This is a genomic window from Falsiroseomonas stagni DSM 19981 (genome assembly GCF_900114315.1).
Lineage (GTDB): Bacteria > Pseudomonadota > Alphaproteobacteria > Acetobacterales > Acetobacteraceae > Falsiroseomonas > Falsiroseomonas stagni.
This window is the reverse complement of record NZ_FOSQ01000010.1, coordinates 110,935-126,544: the sequence shown is the minus strand read 5'-3', so window position 1 is coordinate 126,544 and position 15,610 is coordinate 110,935. Positions and strand designations below refer to the sequence as shown.

Genomic DNA, 15,610 nt, shown 5'->3' with positions numbered 1-15,610 from the left:
CCCCTCTCCCCTGACCCCATGAAGGGGGTTCCGAGGGGTCGCTGCCCCTCGGCGGGGAGCGCGAGGGGCAGCGCCCCTCGCATGAACCGCGCCACATTCTAGAGTCGGAGGCCACGCGCCATGGACCGTATTCGCATTCGCGGGGGCAGGCCGCTCAACGGGTCCATTCCGATCGGGGGGGCCAAGAATGCCACGCTGCCCTTGATGGCGGCGGGGTTGCTCAGCGATGGGCCGCTGGTGCTGGAGAATGCGCCGGACCTCGCGGATATCGCCACCATGCGGCATCTGCTGGCGCAGCATGGGCTGACGGTGGTGCATGACAAGGCGGCGCGGACGCTGACCCTGTCGGGCGCCGCGACCAATCTGGAAGCGCCCTACGACCTGGTGCGCAAGATGCGCGCTTCCGTGCTGGTGATGGGTCCGCTGGTGGCGCGGTTCGGGGAGGCGCGGGTCAGCCTGCCGGGCGGTTGTGCCATCGGCACCCGGCCGGTCGACCTCCACATCAAGGGGCTGGAGCAGATGGGCGCCGTCTTCGACCTCGAAGGCGGGTACATGCATGCGAAGGCGCCGCAGGGGTTGAAGGGCGCGCGGATCATCTTCCCGCAGGTCAGTGTCGGGGCGACCGAGAATTTGCTGATGGCCGCCTGCCTGGCGGATGGCGTGACGGAGTTGGTGAATGCGGCGCGGGAGCCGGAGATCGGCGACCTCGCCATGTGCCTGATGCGCATGGGCGCGCGGATCGAGGGCATCGGCACCGACCGCCTGGTGGTGGAGGGGGTGAAGACCCTGGGTGCGGCGACCCATCCCATCATCCCCGACCGGATCGAGGCCGGCACCTATGCCTGCGCCGCCGCCATCACCGGCGGTTCCGTGTTCCTCGAGGGCGCGCGGATGGTCGATCTCGGCGCCGTGGTCCGCGTGATGCGGGAGGCCGGCGTGGATGTGGCGGAGGAGCATGGCGGGTTGCGCGTCACGCGGTCCAACGGCCTGCGCGGCGCCGATGTGATGACGGAGCCCTTCCCCGGCTTCGCCACCGACATGCAGGCGCAGTTCATGGCGCTGATGTGCGTCGCCGAAGGGGCCTCCATGATCACGGAGACCATCTTCGAGAACCGCTTCATGCATGTGCCGGAGCTGACCCGCATGGGTGCGCGCATCAAGTATCACGGCCAGAGCGCCATCGTCCGCGGCGTGCCGAAGCTGTCCGGCGCGCCGGTGATGGCCACCGACCTCCGCGCCTCCGTCAGCCTGGTGCTGGCGGGCCTGGCGGCGCAGGGGGAGACGATCGTGAACAGGGTCTATCACCTCGACCGCGGGTATGAATCGATCGAGCGGAAGCTGGGCGCGGTGGGCGCGGAGATCGAGCGGGTCTGACGCCCGCTGAACGGCAGCGGCGCGGCGTGATGCGGTCCGCGCGGGACGAGGCGTGGAGGAAGGGTGACGCATGGCGCTGGTCGGCGCTGCAGTGGAGCATGGCGCCGGTGGGCGCCACGCCGGGCTGAATGGTCTGCGCGGCGTGCTCTGCATCCAGATCATGATCGTGCACTTCATCATGGCCTATGTGCCGGATGCGCTGACGCCCTTCAGCCCGGCGATGTTCCCGCCGACCGCGAACCCGCACTGGCTCGCGTCATGGCTGACGGTGCCGGGCGTGTCGCTGCTGACCGGCGGCAATTTCGCGGTGATGACCTTCTTCGCGTTGTCCGGCTACGTCTTCACGCTGCCCTACTATACGGGCAGGCCCGAACGGCTGTGGGGGCGCTACATCCGCCTGACGGTCGCCATGGCGCCGATCGTGCTGTTTTCCTGGCTGCTGTCCCAGGGCGGGCTCTACGCGACACAGGATGTGGCGGCGGCAACGGGATCCATCACCTTCGGCGCGCAGATGCCGGCGGCAGAGATGACGCTGGCCAATGCGTTGCGCGACATGGCCTGGAATGTTCTGATAACGGGCGAGTCCCATTTCAATACCGCCTTCTGGACGCTCCGCCACGAATTCCTCGGCGCGATCATGATCCTGCTGCTGTGCATCGCCATGCCGCATGGCGTGCGCGCGGTGCCGGTGATCTGCTTCGCGGTACTCGCCGTCCTGCTGCTCGGCCCTTTCGCGATCTTCGTGCTGGTCATGCTGGGCGGGGCGCTGGTGAATGCGGTGCGCATCCCGGATCGCGCGGTGCCGTGGCTTGCCGCGGCGGGGCTGTTCCTGGGCTCCTACCTGCCGGGCCACGCGCCCTTTTCCTGGCTGCCGGCGCCCTTCACCGCGCCGGACCAGGTCTTCTTCAACGTGCCGCTCTACAACATGGTCGGCGCCATCTGCCTGACGGCGGCGGTGGCGCGGGGCTTCGCCGGGCGCTGGCTGGCGGCGCGGCCGCTGCAGTGGCTCGGCGACCTCTCCTACAGCGCCTACATGTTCCACATGCTGGTGCTGTGCTCGCTGTCGGCGGCGATGTACCTGGCCCTGCCGCCGAACGACCTCACGCTCCTGCTCAACCTGGTCCTGTACATCGCCGTGGTCCTGCTCGTGGCCGCGCCCTATTCGGCCATCGTCGATGCCGCCGGCATCCACTGGGCGCGCCGCTTCGGCGAATGGGTCACGCGCCCGCCCGGGGAAGCCCCCCGCCGACCGGCGGGGGTGGCCAACCCGGCGGAATAGGGCCGTGCTCTAGCCCCGGAACATCCCGCCGCCATCCACATCGACGACGGTGCCGTTCACATAAGCGCCGCGAGGCCCGGACAGGAACACGGTCAGGTCCGCGATCTCGACCGCTTCGATCGGCCGGCCGAAGGGCAGGCCGGTCAGCGTCTCCGCCCAGCGTTCCTCGTCACCGAACTTCAGCTTCGCGTTGACGCGCGCCTGCGTCTCCATCCGGTCCGTCCGCGTCGCCGCAGGGTTGATGCCGAAGACGCGCACGCCCATCGCCTGGGTCGCGCCGCCGAGCGCGGAGGTGAAGGCGATCAGCGCCGCATTCCCCGTGCCGCCGCAGATATAGCCCATGCGCGGCGCGCGTCCGGCCATGCCGATGATGTTGCAGATGACGCCCGCGCGCCGCTCCTCCATCCCCGGCAGATACAGCTGGCACATATGGATGTAGCCCATGACCTTGAGGTCCCAGGCCTGCTGCCAGCGCGCGATCGGGATGTCCTGCAGGCGGCCCGACGGGATGGCGCCCGCATTGTTCACCAGGATGTCGATGCCGGGCTGCGCGGCGTGGACGCGCTCCCGCTCCTCGGGCTTCGACAGGTCGGCGGCCAGCGTCTCCACCCGCACCTGCGCGCTGCCCCGCACCTTGTCGGCCGCGGCGGCCAGCGCGGCGGGGTCGCGCCCCACCAGCACCACATCCGCCCCTTCCCGCGCGAAGCCTTCCGCGCAGGCCAGGCCGATACCCTTCGATCCGCCGGTGATCAGCACCCGCTTGCCGGCAACGCCCATATCCATAGCCATGCTCAGACTTCCATCTCGATCAGGAACGGCGTCTCGGAAGCGAAGCTCTGCTGCATGAGGTCCGCGACCCCCTCCAGCGTCCCCGTCCGCGCCGCTTCCACACCCATGCCGTTCGCCAGCTTCACCCAATCCAGGTTGGGATTGCCGAGGTCCATCATGTCCAGCGCCGTGCGGCCGGGATTGGCGCCGACGCCCTGATACTCGCCCAGCAGGATCTGGTACTTGCGGTTGGAGATGACGATCGTCGTGATCGGCAGCCTCTCCCGCGCCTGGGTCCACAGCGCCTGCAGCGTGTACATGCCCGACCCGTCGGCCTGCAGGTTGATCACCCGCCGCCCGGGCGCGCCGATGGCAGCCCCCGTGGCCAGGGGAATACCGCAGCCGATGGCGCCGCCGGTGATGTGCACCCAGTCATGCGCCGGCGCATTGTGGGTGAATTTGTAGAAGCCGCGGCCGAAGGACACGCTTTCATCGGCGATGACCGTGTTCTCCGGCATCAGCGCGGCCAGCGTCTGCGCCAGGCCCTCGGGCGTCGGCTTGCCGCGCGCGGGATCGGGGCGCGGCCCAGGGTCCGGGATGGCGGCCGGGCCGGCGCCGAGTTCGTCCGCCAGCGCCGTCAGCGCCTGGATCGGGTCGGCCTCGTAGCGCGTCAGCAGGACGATGTCCGCGTCCTCCCGGTGGTGGCGGGACGGCTTGTTGGGATAGGCGAAGAAGCCGACGGGGGCCTTGCTGTTCACCAGGATGATGGTGGTGAAGGGCTTCAGCGCCTCGATCGCCAGGTCGGCCGGGTAGGGCACGCGTTCCAGCTGCATCCGCCCGCGGCCGCGCGCCACCTTGGCGTTCGACATCTCCGCCAGGATCGACGCGCCGGTCGCATGCCCGATCCGCCAGGCCAGCGCCTGCGCTTCCTCGGTCAGCGCCAGGCCGCCCAGCAGGATCAGCACGTTGGACCGTTCGCGCAGCACCTTCGCGGCATGGCGCACGGCATGCGGGTCCGCCTGCGGCCGCGCCGGCACGGGCAGCGCCGCGGCCGGGCCACCCGGCGCCTCGTCCCAGCAGGTGTCGGAGGGCAGGATCAAGGTCGCGATCTGGCCCGGGGAGGTCATGGCCGCCTGCACGGCGGTGGCGGCATCGCGCCCCACCTCATCCGCCCGCGCCACGGTGCGCGTCCAGCCGGAGACGGCGCGCGCGAAACCCTCGGTATCCGCGGTCAGCTGCGCATCCAGCGGGCGGTGGTAGGTCGCCTGGTCGCCGACGCAGTTCACGATCGCGGAACGCGCCCGGCGGGCATTGTGCAGGTTGGCGAGCCCGTTCGCGAGGCCCGGGCCGCAATGCAGCAGGGTCGCCGCCGGCTTGCCCGCCATGCGGAAATAGCCATCCGCCATGCCGGTGACGACATTCTCCTGGAGCCCAAGCACGCAGCGCATGCCCGGGATGCGGTCCAGCGCCGCGACGAAATGCATCTCACTGGTGCCCGGGTTGGCGAAACAGGTATCGACCCCCGCCCCCAGCAGCGTGTGCACCAGGCTTTCGGCTCCGTTCACCCTTGGGCTCCCACATGCAATGGCTGCGGAGGGTGCGCGGGCCGGGCGCGGGCCGCAAGGGGACCCCCGGCGCATGTGCCCGGCGCGGCGCAGGGGTGACAGCGCCGTAATACTGACGCAGTTTCCGCCGAATGATCCGGGACCCGCACCAGGGGGGCTGGCGGGCTGGATCATCTGTTCTGGGGGCGCCGATGCCACGCTTGGCCATCGCATTCTTCTGCTCGGGCTTCGGCGCACTGCTCTGCCAGATCGTCTGGCAGCGCATGCTCGGCATCTTCGCGGGGTCGGACACCGTTTCCGCCGCGCTGGTCGTCGGCGCCTTCCTGGCCGGGCTCGGGCTCGGGTCCATCATCGGCGCGAAGATCGCGGACCGGCTGTCCCCCCGGAACGCCATGATCGGCTTCGCCCTGGCGGAGGGCGGCGTCGCCCTCTTCGCCCTGGTGTCGAAGTTCTTCCTCTATGATTTCCTGGCCATGGATCTGGCCGGGGTGGTCGATTCCCCCATCGCCATCTTCGCCCTGTGCTTCGCCGGCCTGGTGCTGCCCACCACGCTGATGGGCGCCTCCCTTCCCCTGCTGGCGCGCGCCATCGCCACCAACCTGGACACCGTGGCGGAGCGGATCAGCAGCCTCTACGGCCTCAACACCCTCGGCGCCGGGCTCGGTGCGCTGCTGGGCGGCTGGGTGATCGTCGGCAATCTCGGCTTCGTGGGCGCCCTGGTGATGGCCGCGGGCCTCGATGTGATCGCCGTCATCCTGGCGCTGACGCTGCTGCCGGCGCTGAGCCGCGAGACACCGCCACCCCCTGCCCGTGCCGCCGTCGCCGCCGCTGCCTCCAGCGCGGAGCCCTTCGGCAGCCTGAAGCTCTGGTGCCTGCTGGTCTTCCTGTCGGGCTACGTGATCGTGGCGCTGGAGATCGTTTGGGTGCGGCTGCTGGGCCAGGTCGGCCAGTACCATGCCTACCTGTTCCCGACCGTGCTCGGCATCTTCCTGCTGGCGGACGGGCTTGGCATGGCGGTGGCAGCGAGGATGGTGCGCCGCATGAAGGACCCGCGCCCGGCCTTCTTCATCACCCAGGCCGGCGGCTTCGCCCTGGCCGCCGTGCTGATCCTGGCGCTGTTCATCGCCCTGCCCTACTGGCCGATCAACCAGTTCCTCTCGGCCGATGTGCAGCGGCTGCGCGGTGGCGGGCTGGCGACCACCATCATCCTGACGCTGATCGTGGTGGGCCCGCCCTCCTTCCTCATCGGCATGACCTTCCCCTTCGTGCAGCGGGCGGTGCAGCAGGACCTTGCCTCGGTGGGCGCACGGGTCGGCTGGGTGCAGCTGGCCAACATCCTCGGCAATGCCGCGGGGTCCATCGGCACGGGCATCGTCACCTTCCACCTGCTGGGCACGGCGGGCACGCTGAAGCTGCTGGCGGGGCTGTCGGTGCTGCTGCTGGCGGGGTGGCTGTGGAAGGAAGGTCGCGGCCGCAAGCCGGAAATGGCGCTGGCCGCCGCCTGCGCGCTGGCGCTGGTGGCGCTGCCGGGCAACGCCACGCTGTGGTCGCGCCTGCATGCCGAACAACCCAACCACCTGGTCGCCTGGGCGGAGGACCGTTCCGGTGTCGCCTTCTTCCGCGACGACAATGCGGCGGGGCAGGACGGCCCGCACGGCCCCTTCTTCATCCAGGGCTTCTCCCAGGGCCGTATTCCCTTCCTGCCCATCCACCAGTTCCTGGGCGCGGTCGGGCCGCTGGTGCATCCCGATCCGAAGATGGTGCTCTGCATCGGCATCGGCTCCGGCGGCACGCCCTGGGCGGCCGGCGTCTCCGCCGCCACGCAGCAGGTGCGCGCGATCGAACTGGTGGGCCCGGTGCTGACGGCGCTGGAGCAGATCGGCAACCGCTACCCCCAGGGTCCGATCGCCGAGATGTTCCGCAACCCCCGCTGGCAGCTGGAATACGGCGATGGCCGCCGCGCGCTGTCCAAGGGCGAACAGCTTTACGACGTGATCCAGGCCGACGCGATCCTGCCGGAGGGCTCCCATTCCGGGCTCCTCTATTCCGAGGAATTCCTCCAGCAGGTCCGCCGCCGCCTCGCGCCCGGCGGCCTCTATGTCCAGTGGGCGCCCACGCAACGGGTGGTGGAGACCTTCAGCAGCGTCTTCCCCCATACGCTGCTGCTGATGCCGTCCTCCGTCATCATCGGGTCGGACCGGCCGATCCCCTTCGATGCGCAGGCCCTGGCGCGCCGCTTCGCCGAACCCGCGGTGCAGGCCCATCTGGCGCGCGGCAACACCGCCTTCTCCGACTACGCCGCGCTGTTCAACCGCACGCCGCTGGCCTGGAATCCCACCACGCCGCGGGCCGGGGCTTCCCTGACGGACGTCTTCCCGCGCGACGAATTCTACATGAACAACACCGTCACCGGGACGCAGGCGCTGGCGCGGCCGCAGGACCTGATGCTGCGCGCCGCCACCGGTAGCCGGCCATGAGGCGCCGCACTAGACTCGCCCTTCCCCGGCACGGAGTCGCTGCGTGAAGAAGGTCCTGCTCTTCGGCTTCATCTGCGGGGCTCTCGCGGTGATCGTCTTCCACCAGGGGACGGTCTGGGTGCTTCACCACCAATTCCCGCTGATCAAGGCGGTGACGGGCGCGGCGGACGCTTTCCGGCCGGCGACCCAGGGCTTCAGCCTGCGGCCCGTGCCGCCGCTCGGCGTGCCGCAGGTGGTATCGCTGGCCTTCTGGGGCGGGCTCTGGGGCATCCTGCTGGCGGCGCTGATCCGCTGGGTCCGGATCCCGGACCTGATGGGCGGCTTCGTCATCGGCCTGCTGGCGACGCTGGTCGGCTTCACCGTGGTCGCGCAGATGAAGGGCCTGCCGATGTGGGGTGGGGGCAATTCCATCACCATCTGGCGCGCCGTGCTGCTGAATGGCGCCTGGGGCTGGGGCACCGCCATGCTGCTGCGGCCCTTCGTCCTGCGGGGCGACTGACCCCCCCCCCTTCCACTGCCGGCACGCGCGCACGCAGCGGCGCACGCCGTGTTCAGCCGGTCAGGCGGGCGAGCAGGGCGGTGAGTTCCGCCTGGTGGCGGCAGCCGGTCTTGCGGCGAATGGCGGCCAGCTGGCTGCGCGCCGTCGCCGCCGCGATCCGTCGTGCCTGCGCGTGTTCCGCCACCGTCTTGCCCGCCGCCAGCGCCGCGGCCAGTGCCCCTTCCGCCGCCGTCAGACCGAAGGCCTGGCGCAGCAGGGGCGCCCGCGGACGGGGGCGCTGTTCGTCATCCGTGACCAGCACCATCACACCGGTGAACCCCTCCGGCATGCCGAGTGCCTCCAGCCCCCGCAGCGGCAGCACCTGCACCAGCCAGGGCGCGCCGCCGGACCGCCGCGGCAGCGTCAGGCCGGCGGCGTCCGGCATCATCTTCACCTTGCCGTCCAGCGCCAGGATCGCCGTCCCCACCCCGCGCGCGAATGCCTGGCGCGCCTGCGGGTCGAAGGAGCTCAGCCCGCCATCGGGCACGAAGGTCAGGCCGTCATCCTCCGCCACCATCATCTCCAGCGCAGGGTTGGTGACGATCATGCGGCGGTGGCGGTCCAGCAGCATCACGCCCTGGCGCAGCGCGGCGAAGCCCGCCCGCAGCGCCCGCACCTGTTCCCAGCCCGCCGCGGCCAGCCGTGCCTCCGCCACCAGCGCGCGCCGCATGGCGGCGTAGTAGGGGCGCAGCATCTCCTCCTCGGTACGGGCGAAGGGGTCGGCGCGCACCGACCGGTGGAAGGCGAGGCCACCGACGATGCCGCCCGGCGCATGCACCAGCGCCGCCATGCAATGGAAGGCGCCGTCCCGCGGCGACGCCCATTCATTCCAGATCGGCGTCAGCCGGAACAGGTCCGGCGCCACCACCCGGGCCATGTTGAGCACGCCATCCGGCGCCTGCGCGGCCGCCTGCGCCCAGGGGTCATGGCGGATCCAGAAGCGGCCATATTCCGCCATCACCTCCGGCGCGGTGTTCGGGCTGCCTTCGGACCGGCTGTCCCGCGGGGCGCCATGGGCGAAGCGCATCAGATGCACCGCATGGGTGCTGGTGCCCAGGCGGCGTGCCAGGGGCATCACGGCGCTGGCGATGCTGCGGCCGTCCAGGACGGCGGCATACAGCTGCAGCGCGAAGGCATCCGGATCAGGCAACTCAGGTCGGATGATCACAAAGCAAGAATAGCACTATGCGGAATACCTGTTACAGCCCCAAAAGCGCGCAGGAGTGGAACGAATGTTCCGCCATGCGCGCGGGGGATGCCGGATCCTGCCAGCGGGCAGCCCCGCTTGCAGCCACGCCGCCCCCACCCCACCCTGCAGGGCATGACCGATACCGCGCTTCGCGTGCAGCCCGACCCCGCCGATCCCCGCCTGACACGCCGTGTCACGGGCATGGATCACCTCGGCCAGCCCATCGAGACCAGCGTCACCGTCGAACGCCCCCTGACCCTCTACCTCAACGGGCAGGAGATCGTGACGATGATGACCATCCTCGACCGGCCGGAGGACCTCGCCATCGGCTACCTGCTCAACCAGGGTATGCTGAAACGGCAAGACCGGATTGCCGCCGTTGATTATGATGAGGATCTCCAGGTCGTCGTCGTCCGCACCGATGCGCGGACCAACTTCGAGGAGAAGCTGAAGAAGAAGACCCTCACCTCCGGCTGCGCCCAGGGCACCGCCTTCGGCGACCTGATGGAGGATTTTGCGAGTGTCCGGCTGCCGGTGTCAGCCGAACTTCGGACGTCCTGGCTCTACCGCCTGCTGCACCGGATCAACACGCTGCCGAGCCTCTACCTCGAAGCCGGCGCCATCCATGGCTGCGCGCTCGCCCGCCAGAACGAGCCGATCGTCTACATGGAGGACGTCGGCCGCCACAACGCCGTGGACAAGATCGCGGGCTGGATGTTCCGGAACAATGAGGGCCCGGAGGACAAGATCTTCTACACCACCGGCCGCCTGACGTCCGAGATGGTCATCAAGACCGTCCGCATGGGCATCCCCATCCTGGTCTCCCGGTCCGGCTTCACCGCCTGGGGCGTGGAACTGGCGCGGGAGGCGAACCTGACGCTGATCGGCCGCTGCAAGGGCAAGCGCTTCGTGGCGCTGGCCGGGGAGAGCCGGATCGTCTTCGACGCCGACCCCGCCTATGTGCCGGAGGAGAGCGCGAAGCACTGGCGCAAGAACAGCCTGGAGCGGATGGCGACCGATGAGGGCTGACACCCTGGCCGTCATCCTCGCCGGCGGCCTGGCGCGCCGGATGGGGGGCGGCGACAAGCCGCTGCGCGTGGTCGCCGGCCGCCCGCTGCTGGACCATCTGCTGGACCGGCTGCGGCCGCAGGTGCCCGCCATGGTGCTGAACGCGAATGGCGATCCCGCCCGATTCGCGCCCCATGGCCTGCCCGTGGTGGCGGACACACTGCCGGACCATCCCGGCCCGCTGGCCGGCATCTTGGCCGCGCTGGACCATGCGGCCGCTGCCCATCCTGACATGCCCTGGGTCGTCTCCGTCACCGGCGACGCGCCCTTCATCCCCGGCGACCTGGTGGCCCGCCTGCACGCGGCGCGGCAGGCGGCCGGCGTGAAGCTGGCCTGCGCCCGCTCCGCCGGCCGGACCCACCCGCCCATCGGCCTCTGGCCCGTCTCCCTCCGCGGCGAATTGCGCGCCGCGCTGCTGGCCGGCGAACGCAAGATCGATCGCTGGACCGCCCGCCATGGCTGCGCCCATGCCGATTGGCCGGCCGATCCCTACGACCCCTTCTTCAATGCCAATGCGCCGGAAGACCTGGCGGAAGCCGAACGCATCGCGTCCCACTTGCAAGCCGGCAATGTTGCACCGATAGAGTAGCTGTCTCGCGTATCTGGGGAGAACGCCCGCATGAAATCCGTCCTGACCGGCGCCCTCGCGGCGATCGTCATCGCCGTCGGCGCCTATGTCGTGCTCGACCAGAACTTCCAGCGCACGGCGGACCAGCGCTTCACCACCGAAGGCGTGCGCCTCTGACCCCCGGCTGAGGCAGGGGCCATGGCGCCACGCCGCATCCCGCTGCTGGATGCGCGCGCGGAACCCTACCCGGCCGCGGCCACGGCCGCCGCGCGCAGCGACGATGTCCGCGCCATCCTGGCGATCGCGGAACGCCGCCACACCGCGGCGGGGCTTCGCCTGGGCGATGCCGTGTCCCGCCGCTGGCTGGCGCGCAACGCATCCCCCCTCGGCGCGGAGATCGCCGCCGTCGCCCGGCAGATCGGCCGGCCCGGCGCCCATCTCCTGAACCTCTCCTACGAATGGGCCTGCACCTGCGGCGTGGAGGCGACGGCGGAGCCCGTGATGCTGCGCGTGCTGGACTGGCCGATGGAGGGGCTGGGCGAGGCGCTCTGCGTCATCCGGCAGGCCGGGCCGGCGGGGGAGTGGTGGCATGTCGGCTGGCCCGGCCTGGCCGGCACCATCACCGCCATGGCGCCCGGCCGCTTCGCGGTCGCCATCAACCAGCCGCCCTTGCCGCTCAGCCGCCTCGGCGCCGCGGCACGGGCACGCGGCCTCGGCCTCATGGGCCTGGCGGCGGATTGGCTGGGCTCCCGCCCTGGCCTCTGGCGCAGCCGCGCCCTGCCGCCCGCGCATCTCCTGCGGATCGTCTGCGACACCGCGCCCGATTTCGCCACGGCGCTGGCCATGCTGCGGGACACGCCCATCGCCGCCCCCGTCGCCTTCACCCTGGCCGGCACAAGCCCGGGGGAGGCCGCCTGCATCGAGCGCAGCCCGGATGGCCACGCGCAGCGCCAGGCGCCGCGGATCGCGGTGGCGAACCACTGGGACGGGCTCGGCCTGCCCGGCGCGGCGCGCTGGATGGAAAGCGGCGCCCGGCAGGCGATGATGGCGGATCTGGTGGAGACCGGCCCGCCGGAGGGCCTGGGCTGGCTGCGCCCGCCCATCCTGAACCGCGGCACAAGGCTGGCCGCGGTGATGCGCCCGGCCTCCGGCCGCCTCTCCGTCGCCGGCTTCGCCGGGGAGAGGCCGGTGACCGCCCTTCTCCACCTCGCCGCCGGCGCGAACGACCCGGCGCGGCAGGACGATCCCCTCGCCGCCTGATCGCCTTCGTCAGAAGGCCGCCCGGAAGGGCAGCACGCGCAACTCGTCGCCGGGCGCCACCGCCGTGACATGCTCCGGCAGTTCCGCGAAGGCGTCAGATTCCGTCAGGGAGGTCAGAAGCCCCGCCCCCTCCCGCGCATATTTGCGGGCCACGGGCAGGCCCTCCCCGAAATCCAGCCGGACGCGGACATATTCGCGCCGTCCGGCCTTCTTGCGATAGGCGAAGTCGGCCCGGGCGCTGAAGCGCGGCAGGCGATCCGGCGCCGCCCCCGCCAGGCGCAGCACCAGCGGCCGCGCCAGGTGCAGGAAGGTGACGACGGCCGCCACGGGGTTGCCCGGCAGCCCCACCACCGGCGTCCCTCCCGAGGCAATATTCCCGCCTGCCTTCGGCAGGACGCCCATCGCCGCCGGCCGCCCCGGCTTGATGGCCAGCCGCCAGAACACCAGCCGCCCGCCCTGGCCGATCGCCGCCTTCACATGGTCGGCCTCCCCGGTCGAAACGCCGCCCGAGGTCAGCAGCAGGTCATGCCCCGCCGCCGCGCGCGCCAGCGCCTCGGCCGTCGCCGCGGGCTCGTCGGGCAGGATGCCGAGGTCCACCGCCTCCACCGGCAGCCCCGCCAGCAGGGCCAGCAGGGTGAAGCGGTTGCTGTCATAGGTCTGCGCAGGGCCGAGCGGTTTGCCCGGCTCCGCCAACTCATCCCCGGTCGAGAAGACGCCGACCCGCACGAGCTTCCGCACCGGGATGTCGGAAAAGCCCAGCGCCGCCGCCAGCCCGATCTCCGCCGGGCCAAGGCGCCGGCCGGCCTCCAGCGCGATCCGGCCCGTGGGGACATCCTCCCCCGCCGGTCGGCAATTCGCACCGCGCTTCAGGCCGGGCACCAGCAGCACCGCGTCGCCATCCTCCCGCGCATCCTCCTGCATCATCACGGTATCCGCGCCATCGGGCATGGGGGCGCCGGTAAAGATGCGGATGGCGGTGCCGGGGGCGATGGGCGCGGCGGCCTGGCCGGCCTGCAGCCGCGCGGCGATGGGCAGGCGCGTCTCACCCGCCGCCAGGTCGGCATGGCGGAAGGCATAGCCATCGACGGCGGAGTTGAAGAAGGGCGGCAGCGGCGTGACGGCGCGAAGGTCGTCGGCCAGCACGCGCCCGATGGCGGCGCGCAGCGTCACGCGCTCCGCCCCCTCCGCCGGCGGGATGCGCGCCTCGATCAGCGCCTGCGCCTCCTCCACGGACATGAGCGGCCCGCCAAAGGCGAAGCAGTCGTCGCTGAGTTGCGCCATGGCCCCCTACCGCCCGAGAAACTCCCCCAGCGCCATCGCATGGGCCAGCACCAGATCGGTGATCGCGTCGATCTCGTCCAGATGCGCCCATGGAAGATCGCCACCGGGCGGCGGCACGTCGGACGCGATGGCGGCGATGTGCGGGTCCCCCGGATGCAGCCAGGGCTTGGCGTTGGCGCCGCGATGCACCTCGATCTTCGGGTGGTGGTCGCGCTTGAAGCCCTCCACGATCACCAGGTCCACCGGCGCCAGCTGCGCCAGCAATTCCTTCAGCGGCGGCTCCGCGGCCCCGCGATGCTCCGTCATCAGCGCCCAGCGATGGGCCGAGGCCACCAGCACCTGCCGCGCGCCGGCCGCGCGATGTTCGTAGCTGTCCTTGCCCGGCCGATCGATGTCGAAGGCATGGTGCGCATGCTTCAGCGTGGACACACCGAGCCCCCGCGCCGCCATGGCCGGGATCAGCCGCGTCATCAGCGTGGTCTTGCCGGCGCCGCTCCAGCCCGCCAGTCCGATCAAGCGCGTCATGGGCATGTTCCAGACATGAAAAAGGCCGGCGCGGGGGGAACCCGGCCGGCCTGGTTGGTAGGGCGGGGCGTCAGTCCGCGCCAGCGGCCTTGGCGCCGGCAGGACCGCCAATGGTGTCCCGCGCCTTCGCCATCTCCTGCTCGACCCAGAGCGAGTGGTGCTCCTTCGCCCAGTTCAGGTCGACCTCGCCCGATCCCATCGCATCGAAGGCGCCTTCCATGCCGACGGAGCCGATGTAGATGTGGGCGATCATAGCGGCGACCATCAGCACGGACAGCACGCCGTGCACGATGTGCGCCAGCTGCATCCCCGCGATGTCGGTCATGACGAAGGGGAAGATCAGGATGTAGCCGGAGATCGACACCAGCGCGCCGCCCAGCACCGTGATCCAGAACACCATCTTCTGGCCGCCGTTGAAGCGCGCGGCTTCCGGATGCCCATGGCCCAGCAAGCCGCCACCCGCCTTGAACCAGGCGATGTCGCGCGCATTCGGGATGTTGTCCTTCACCCACACCAGGAACAGCAGGACGATGCCGAGCGTGAAGGGGAAGGCCAGGTAGTTGTGGGCGATCTTGCCCCAGAGGCTGACGGCGGTGAACGCCTCCGGCCCGATGATCGGCAGCAGCAGGAAGCGGCCGAAGGTCAGGTTGAGGCCCGACAGGCCCAGCACCACGAAGGACGACGCCGTCATCCAATGGGCCGCGCGCTCGAACCCGTTGAAGCGCTTGATGGTGCGCCCCGCGGGCCCGGCCTCGATCGCGATGCGGCCCTTCGACATGTAGAAGATGACGAGGATGGCCAGCATGCCGAGCACGGCGATGCCGCCGACCCAGGTCAGCGTCTTGTTGTGGAAGTCGCGCCATTCCCGGCCTTCCGGCTGGATCAGCACCTGGGACTGCACATCGGGGATGCTGCCGCGGCCGGCGATACGGCCGCCATTCAGCGCCTTCATCAGTTCCAGCTCATCCGCCGAGCCGGGGGTGGTGATGGGGTTGGTCGGCGTGCCCGTCACGGGCCCGCCGAGTTGCGCCATCGCGGGCGTGGCCAGCGACAGCGCGAGTGCTGCCGCCGCCAGGAACCGGGTGATCCTGTTCATCGTCATTTCCCCGGGATTACGCGCCGACAGTCTCGCGATACGCCGTGCGCCAGCCCCAGGCGCCAGCGCCGTAGCCGCGCTTGGCCACACGCTCCCGGTAGATGGTCGCGATCATCTGGCCATCGCCGGCCAGCAGCGCTTTGGTGGAGCACATCTCGGCGCAGAGCGGCAGCTTGCCTTCCGCGATGCGGTTGGCGCCGTACTGCGTGTATTCCACCAGGGTGCCATCCTGCTGCGGCCCGCCGGCGCAGTAGGTGCACTTGTCCATCTTCCCGCGGCCACCGAAATTGCCGACGCGCGGATACTGCGGCGCGCCGAAGGGGCAGGCGTAGAAGCAGTAGCCGCAGCCGATGCACAGATCCTTGTCGTGCAGCACGATGGCATCCGCCGTCGTGTAGAAGCAGGACACCGGACACACGGCGGCGCAGGGCGCGTCCGTGCAGTGCATGCAGGCCATGGAGATCGAGCGTTCGCCCGGCCGGCCGTCATTGATCGTGACGACGCGGCGGCGGTTGATGCCCCAGGGCACCTCATGCTCGTTCTTGCAGGCGGTGACGCAGGCGTTGCACTCGATGCAACGATCGCTGTCGCAGAGGAACTTCATCCGAGCCATTGGTTCTGT

General features: G+C 70.7%; 15 protein-coding genes. 8 read left to right on the top strand and 7 right to left on the bottom strand.

The genetic code is table 11. The features are described from left to right. The first annotated feature begins 120 nt into the window (after positions 1-120). Together murA and BM041_RS21770 are read left to right on the top strand one after the other, a co-directional pair. The gene (gene murA, locus BM041_RS21775; protein WP_092962011.1) at positions 121-1,374 is read left to right on the top strand and encodes a UDP-N-acetylglucosamine 1-carboxyvinyltransferase; all 1,254 of its coding nucleotides are present in this window, start codon (positions 121-123) and stop codon (positions 1,372-1,374) included. Between the two features lie 70 nt (positions 1,375-1,444). Next, on the top strand, positions 1,445-2,653 hold the full coding sequence (locus BM041_RS21770) for an acyltransferase family protein (RefSeq protein WP_092962010.1): 1,209 nt from the start codon (positions 1,445-1,447) through the stop codon (positions 2,651-2,653). 9 nt (positions 2,654-2,662) lie between these two features. Here BM041_RS21770 and BM041_RS21765 read toward each other — a convergent pair whose 3' ends face one another. Both BM041_RS21765 and BM041_RS21760 read right to left on the bottom strand, forming a co-directional pair. Beyond that, entirely contained in the window at positions 2,663-3,442 is a 780-nt protein-coding gene (locus BM041_RS21765; RefSeq protein WP_245762214.1) for a short-chain dehydrogenase/reductase, read from the bottom strand. 2 nt (positions 3,443-3,444) lie between these two features. After that, on the bottom strand, positions 3,445-4,986 hold the full coding sequence (locus BM041_RS21760) for an acetolactate synthase large subunit (RefSeq protein WP_092962008.1): 1,542 nt from the start codon (positions 4,984-4,986) through the stop codon (positions 3,445-3,447). A gap of 200 nt (positions 4,987-5,186) precedes the next feature. On the opposite strand from BM041_RS21760, the gene BM041_RS21755 reads away from it, so the two are divergent. Next, positions 5,187-7,463, top strand: coding sequence for a fused MFS/spermidine synthase (locus BM041_RS21755; protein WP_139226138.1), 2,277 nt, complete (start codon positions 5,187-5,189; stop codon positions 7,461-7,463). A gap of 43 nt (positions 7,464-7,506) precedes the next feature. Then, positions 7,507-7,962, top strand: coding sequence for a hypothetical protein (locus BM041_RS21750; protein ID WP_092962006.1), 456 nt, complete (start codon positions 7,507-7,509; stop codon positions 7,960-7,962). A gap of 52 nt (positions 7,963-8,014) precedes the next feature. On the opposite strand, the gene BM041_RS21745 is transcribed toward BM041_RS21750, so the two are convergent. Further along, complete coding sequence (locus BM041_RS21745) at positions 8,015-9,151, bottom strand: hypothetical protein (protein WP_092962005.1); 1,137 nt, start codon at positions 9,149-9,151, stop codon at positions 8,015-8,017. A 171-nt stretch (positions 9,152-9,322) separates the two neighbouring features. On the opposite strand from BM041_RS21745, the gene fdhD reads away from it, so the two are divergent. The 4 genes from fdhD to BM041_RS21730 are packed head-to-tail and all read left to right on the top strand — an operon-like array spanning position 9,323 to position 12,086. Then, positions 9,323-10,219, top strand: coding sequence for a formate dehydrogenase accessory sulfurtransferase FdhD (gene fdhD, locus BM041_RS21740; protein WP_092962096.1), 897 nt, complete (start codon positions 9,323-9,325; stop codon positions 10,217-10,219). After that, on the top strand, positions 10,209-10,847 hold the full coding sequence (gene mobA, locus BM041_RS21735) for a molybdenum cofactor guanylyltransferase MobA (RefSeq protein WP_092962004.1): 639 nt from the start codon (positions 10,209-10,211) through the stop codon (positions 10,845-10,847). The genes fdhD and mobA overlap by 11 nt, the downstream gene beginning before the upstream one ends. 30 nt (positions 10,848-10,877) lie before the next feature. Beyond that, positions 10,878-11,003 (top strand): hypothetical protein, encoded by a 126-nt coding sequence (locus BM041_RS31920; protein ID WP_281244650.1) that lies wholly within the window; start codon positions 10,878-10,880, stop codon positions 11,001-11,003. Positions 11,004-11,024: 21 nt separating this feature from the next. Continuing rightward, positions 11,025-12,086, top strand: coding sequence for a C45 family peptidase (locus BM041_RS21730; RefSeq protein WP_092962003.1), 1,062 nt, complete (start codon positions 11,025-11,027; stop codon positions 12,084-12,086). Between the two features lie 9 nt (positions 12,087-12,095). On the opposite strand, the gene BM041_RS21725 is transcribed toward BM041_RS21730, so the two are convergent. From BM041_RS21725 to fdh3B, 4 genes are all read right to left on the bottom strand, one after another. Beyond that, positions 12,096-13,367 (bottom strand): molybdopterin molybdotransferase MoeA, encoded by a 1,272-nt coding sequence (locus BM041_RS21725; protein ID WP_092962002.1) that lies wholly within the window; start codon positions 13,365-13,367, stop codon positions 12,096-12,098. A 6-nt stretch (positions 13,368-13,373) separates the two neighbouring features. Beyond that, a complete protein-coding gene (mobB, locus tag BM041_RS21720) occupies positions 13,374-13,892 on the bottom strand; it encodes a molybdopterin-guanine dinucleotide biosynthesis protein B (protein ID WP_092962001.1) in 519 nt (172 codons plus the stop codon). A gap of 70 nt (positions 13,893-13,962) precedes the next feature. Then, positions 13,963-14,988 carry a formate dehydrogenase subunit gamma gene (locus BM041_RS21715; RefSeq protein ID WP_092962000.1) on the bottom strand — a complete coding sequence of 342 codons (1,026 nt, stop codon included), beginning with the start codon at positions 14,986-14,988 and terminating at the stop codon, positions 13,963-13,965. A gap of 16 nt (positions 14,989-15,004) precedes the next feature. Next, positions 15,005-15,601, bottom strand: a complete 597-nt coding sequence (fdh3B, locus tag BM041_RS21710) for a formate dehydrogenase FDH3 subunit beta (RefSeq protein WP_092961999.1) — start codon at positions 15,599-15,601, stop codon at positions 15,005-15,007. Between the last annotated feature and the right edge of the window lie 9 nt (positions 15,602-15,610).

Coding starts and splice junctions, on each gene's coding strand:
- fdhD (WP_092962096.1), top strand. CDS start 9,323: ATGACCGATACCGCGCTTCGCGTGCAGCCCGACCCCGCCGATCCCCGC.
- BM041_RS21730 (WP_092962003.1), top strand. CDS start 11,025: ATGGCGCCACGCCGCATCCCGCTGCTGGATGCGCGCGCGGAACCCTAC.
- murA (WP_092962011.1), top strand. CDS start 121: ATGGACCGTATTCGCATTCGCGGGGGCAGGCCGCTCAACGGGTCCATT.
- BM041_RS21770 (WP_092962010.1), top strand. CDS start 1,445: ATGGCGCTGGTCGGCGCTGCAGTGGAGCATGGCGCCGGTGGGCGCCAC.
- mobB (WP_092962001.1), bottom strand. CDS start 13,892: ATGACGCGCTTGATCGGACTGGCGGGCTGGAGCGGCGCCGGCAAGACC.
- fdh3B (WP_092961999.1), bottom strand. CDS start 15,601: ATGGCTCGGATGAAGTTCCTCTGCGACAGCGATCGTTGCATCGAGTGC.
- BM041_RS31920 (WP_281244650.1), top strand. CDS start 10,878: ATGAAATCCGTCCTGACCGGCGCCCTCGCGGCGATCGTCATCGCCGTC.
- mobA (WP_092962004.1), top strand. CDS start 10,209: ATGAGGGCTGACACCCTGGCCGTCATCCTCGCCGGCGGCCTGGCGCGC.
- BM041_RS21765 (WP_245762214.1), bottom strand. CDS start 3,442: ATGGCTATGGATATGGGCGTTGCCGGCAAGCGGGTGCTGATCACCGGC.
- BM041_RS21715 (WP_092962000.1), bottom strand. CDS start 14,988: ATGAACAGGATCACCCGGTTCCTGGCGGCGGCAGCACTCGCGCTGTCG.
- BM041_RS21725 (WP_092962002.1), bottom strand. CDS start 13,367: ATGGCGCAACTCAGCGACGACTGCTTCGCCTTTGGCGGGCCGCTCATG.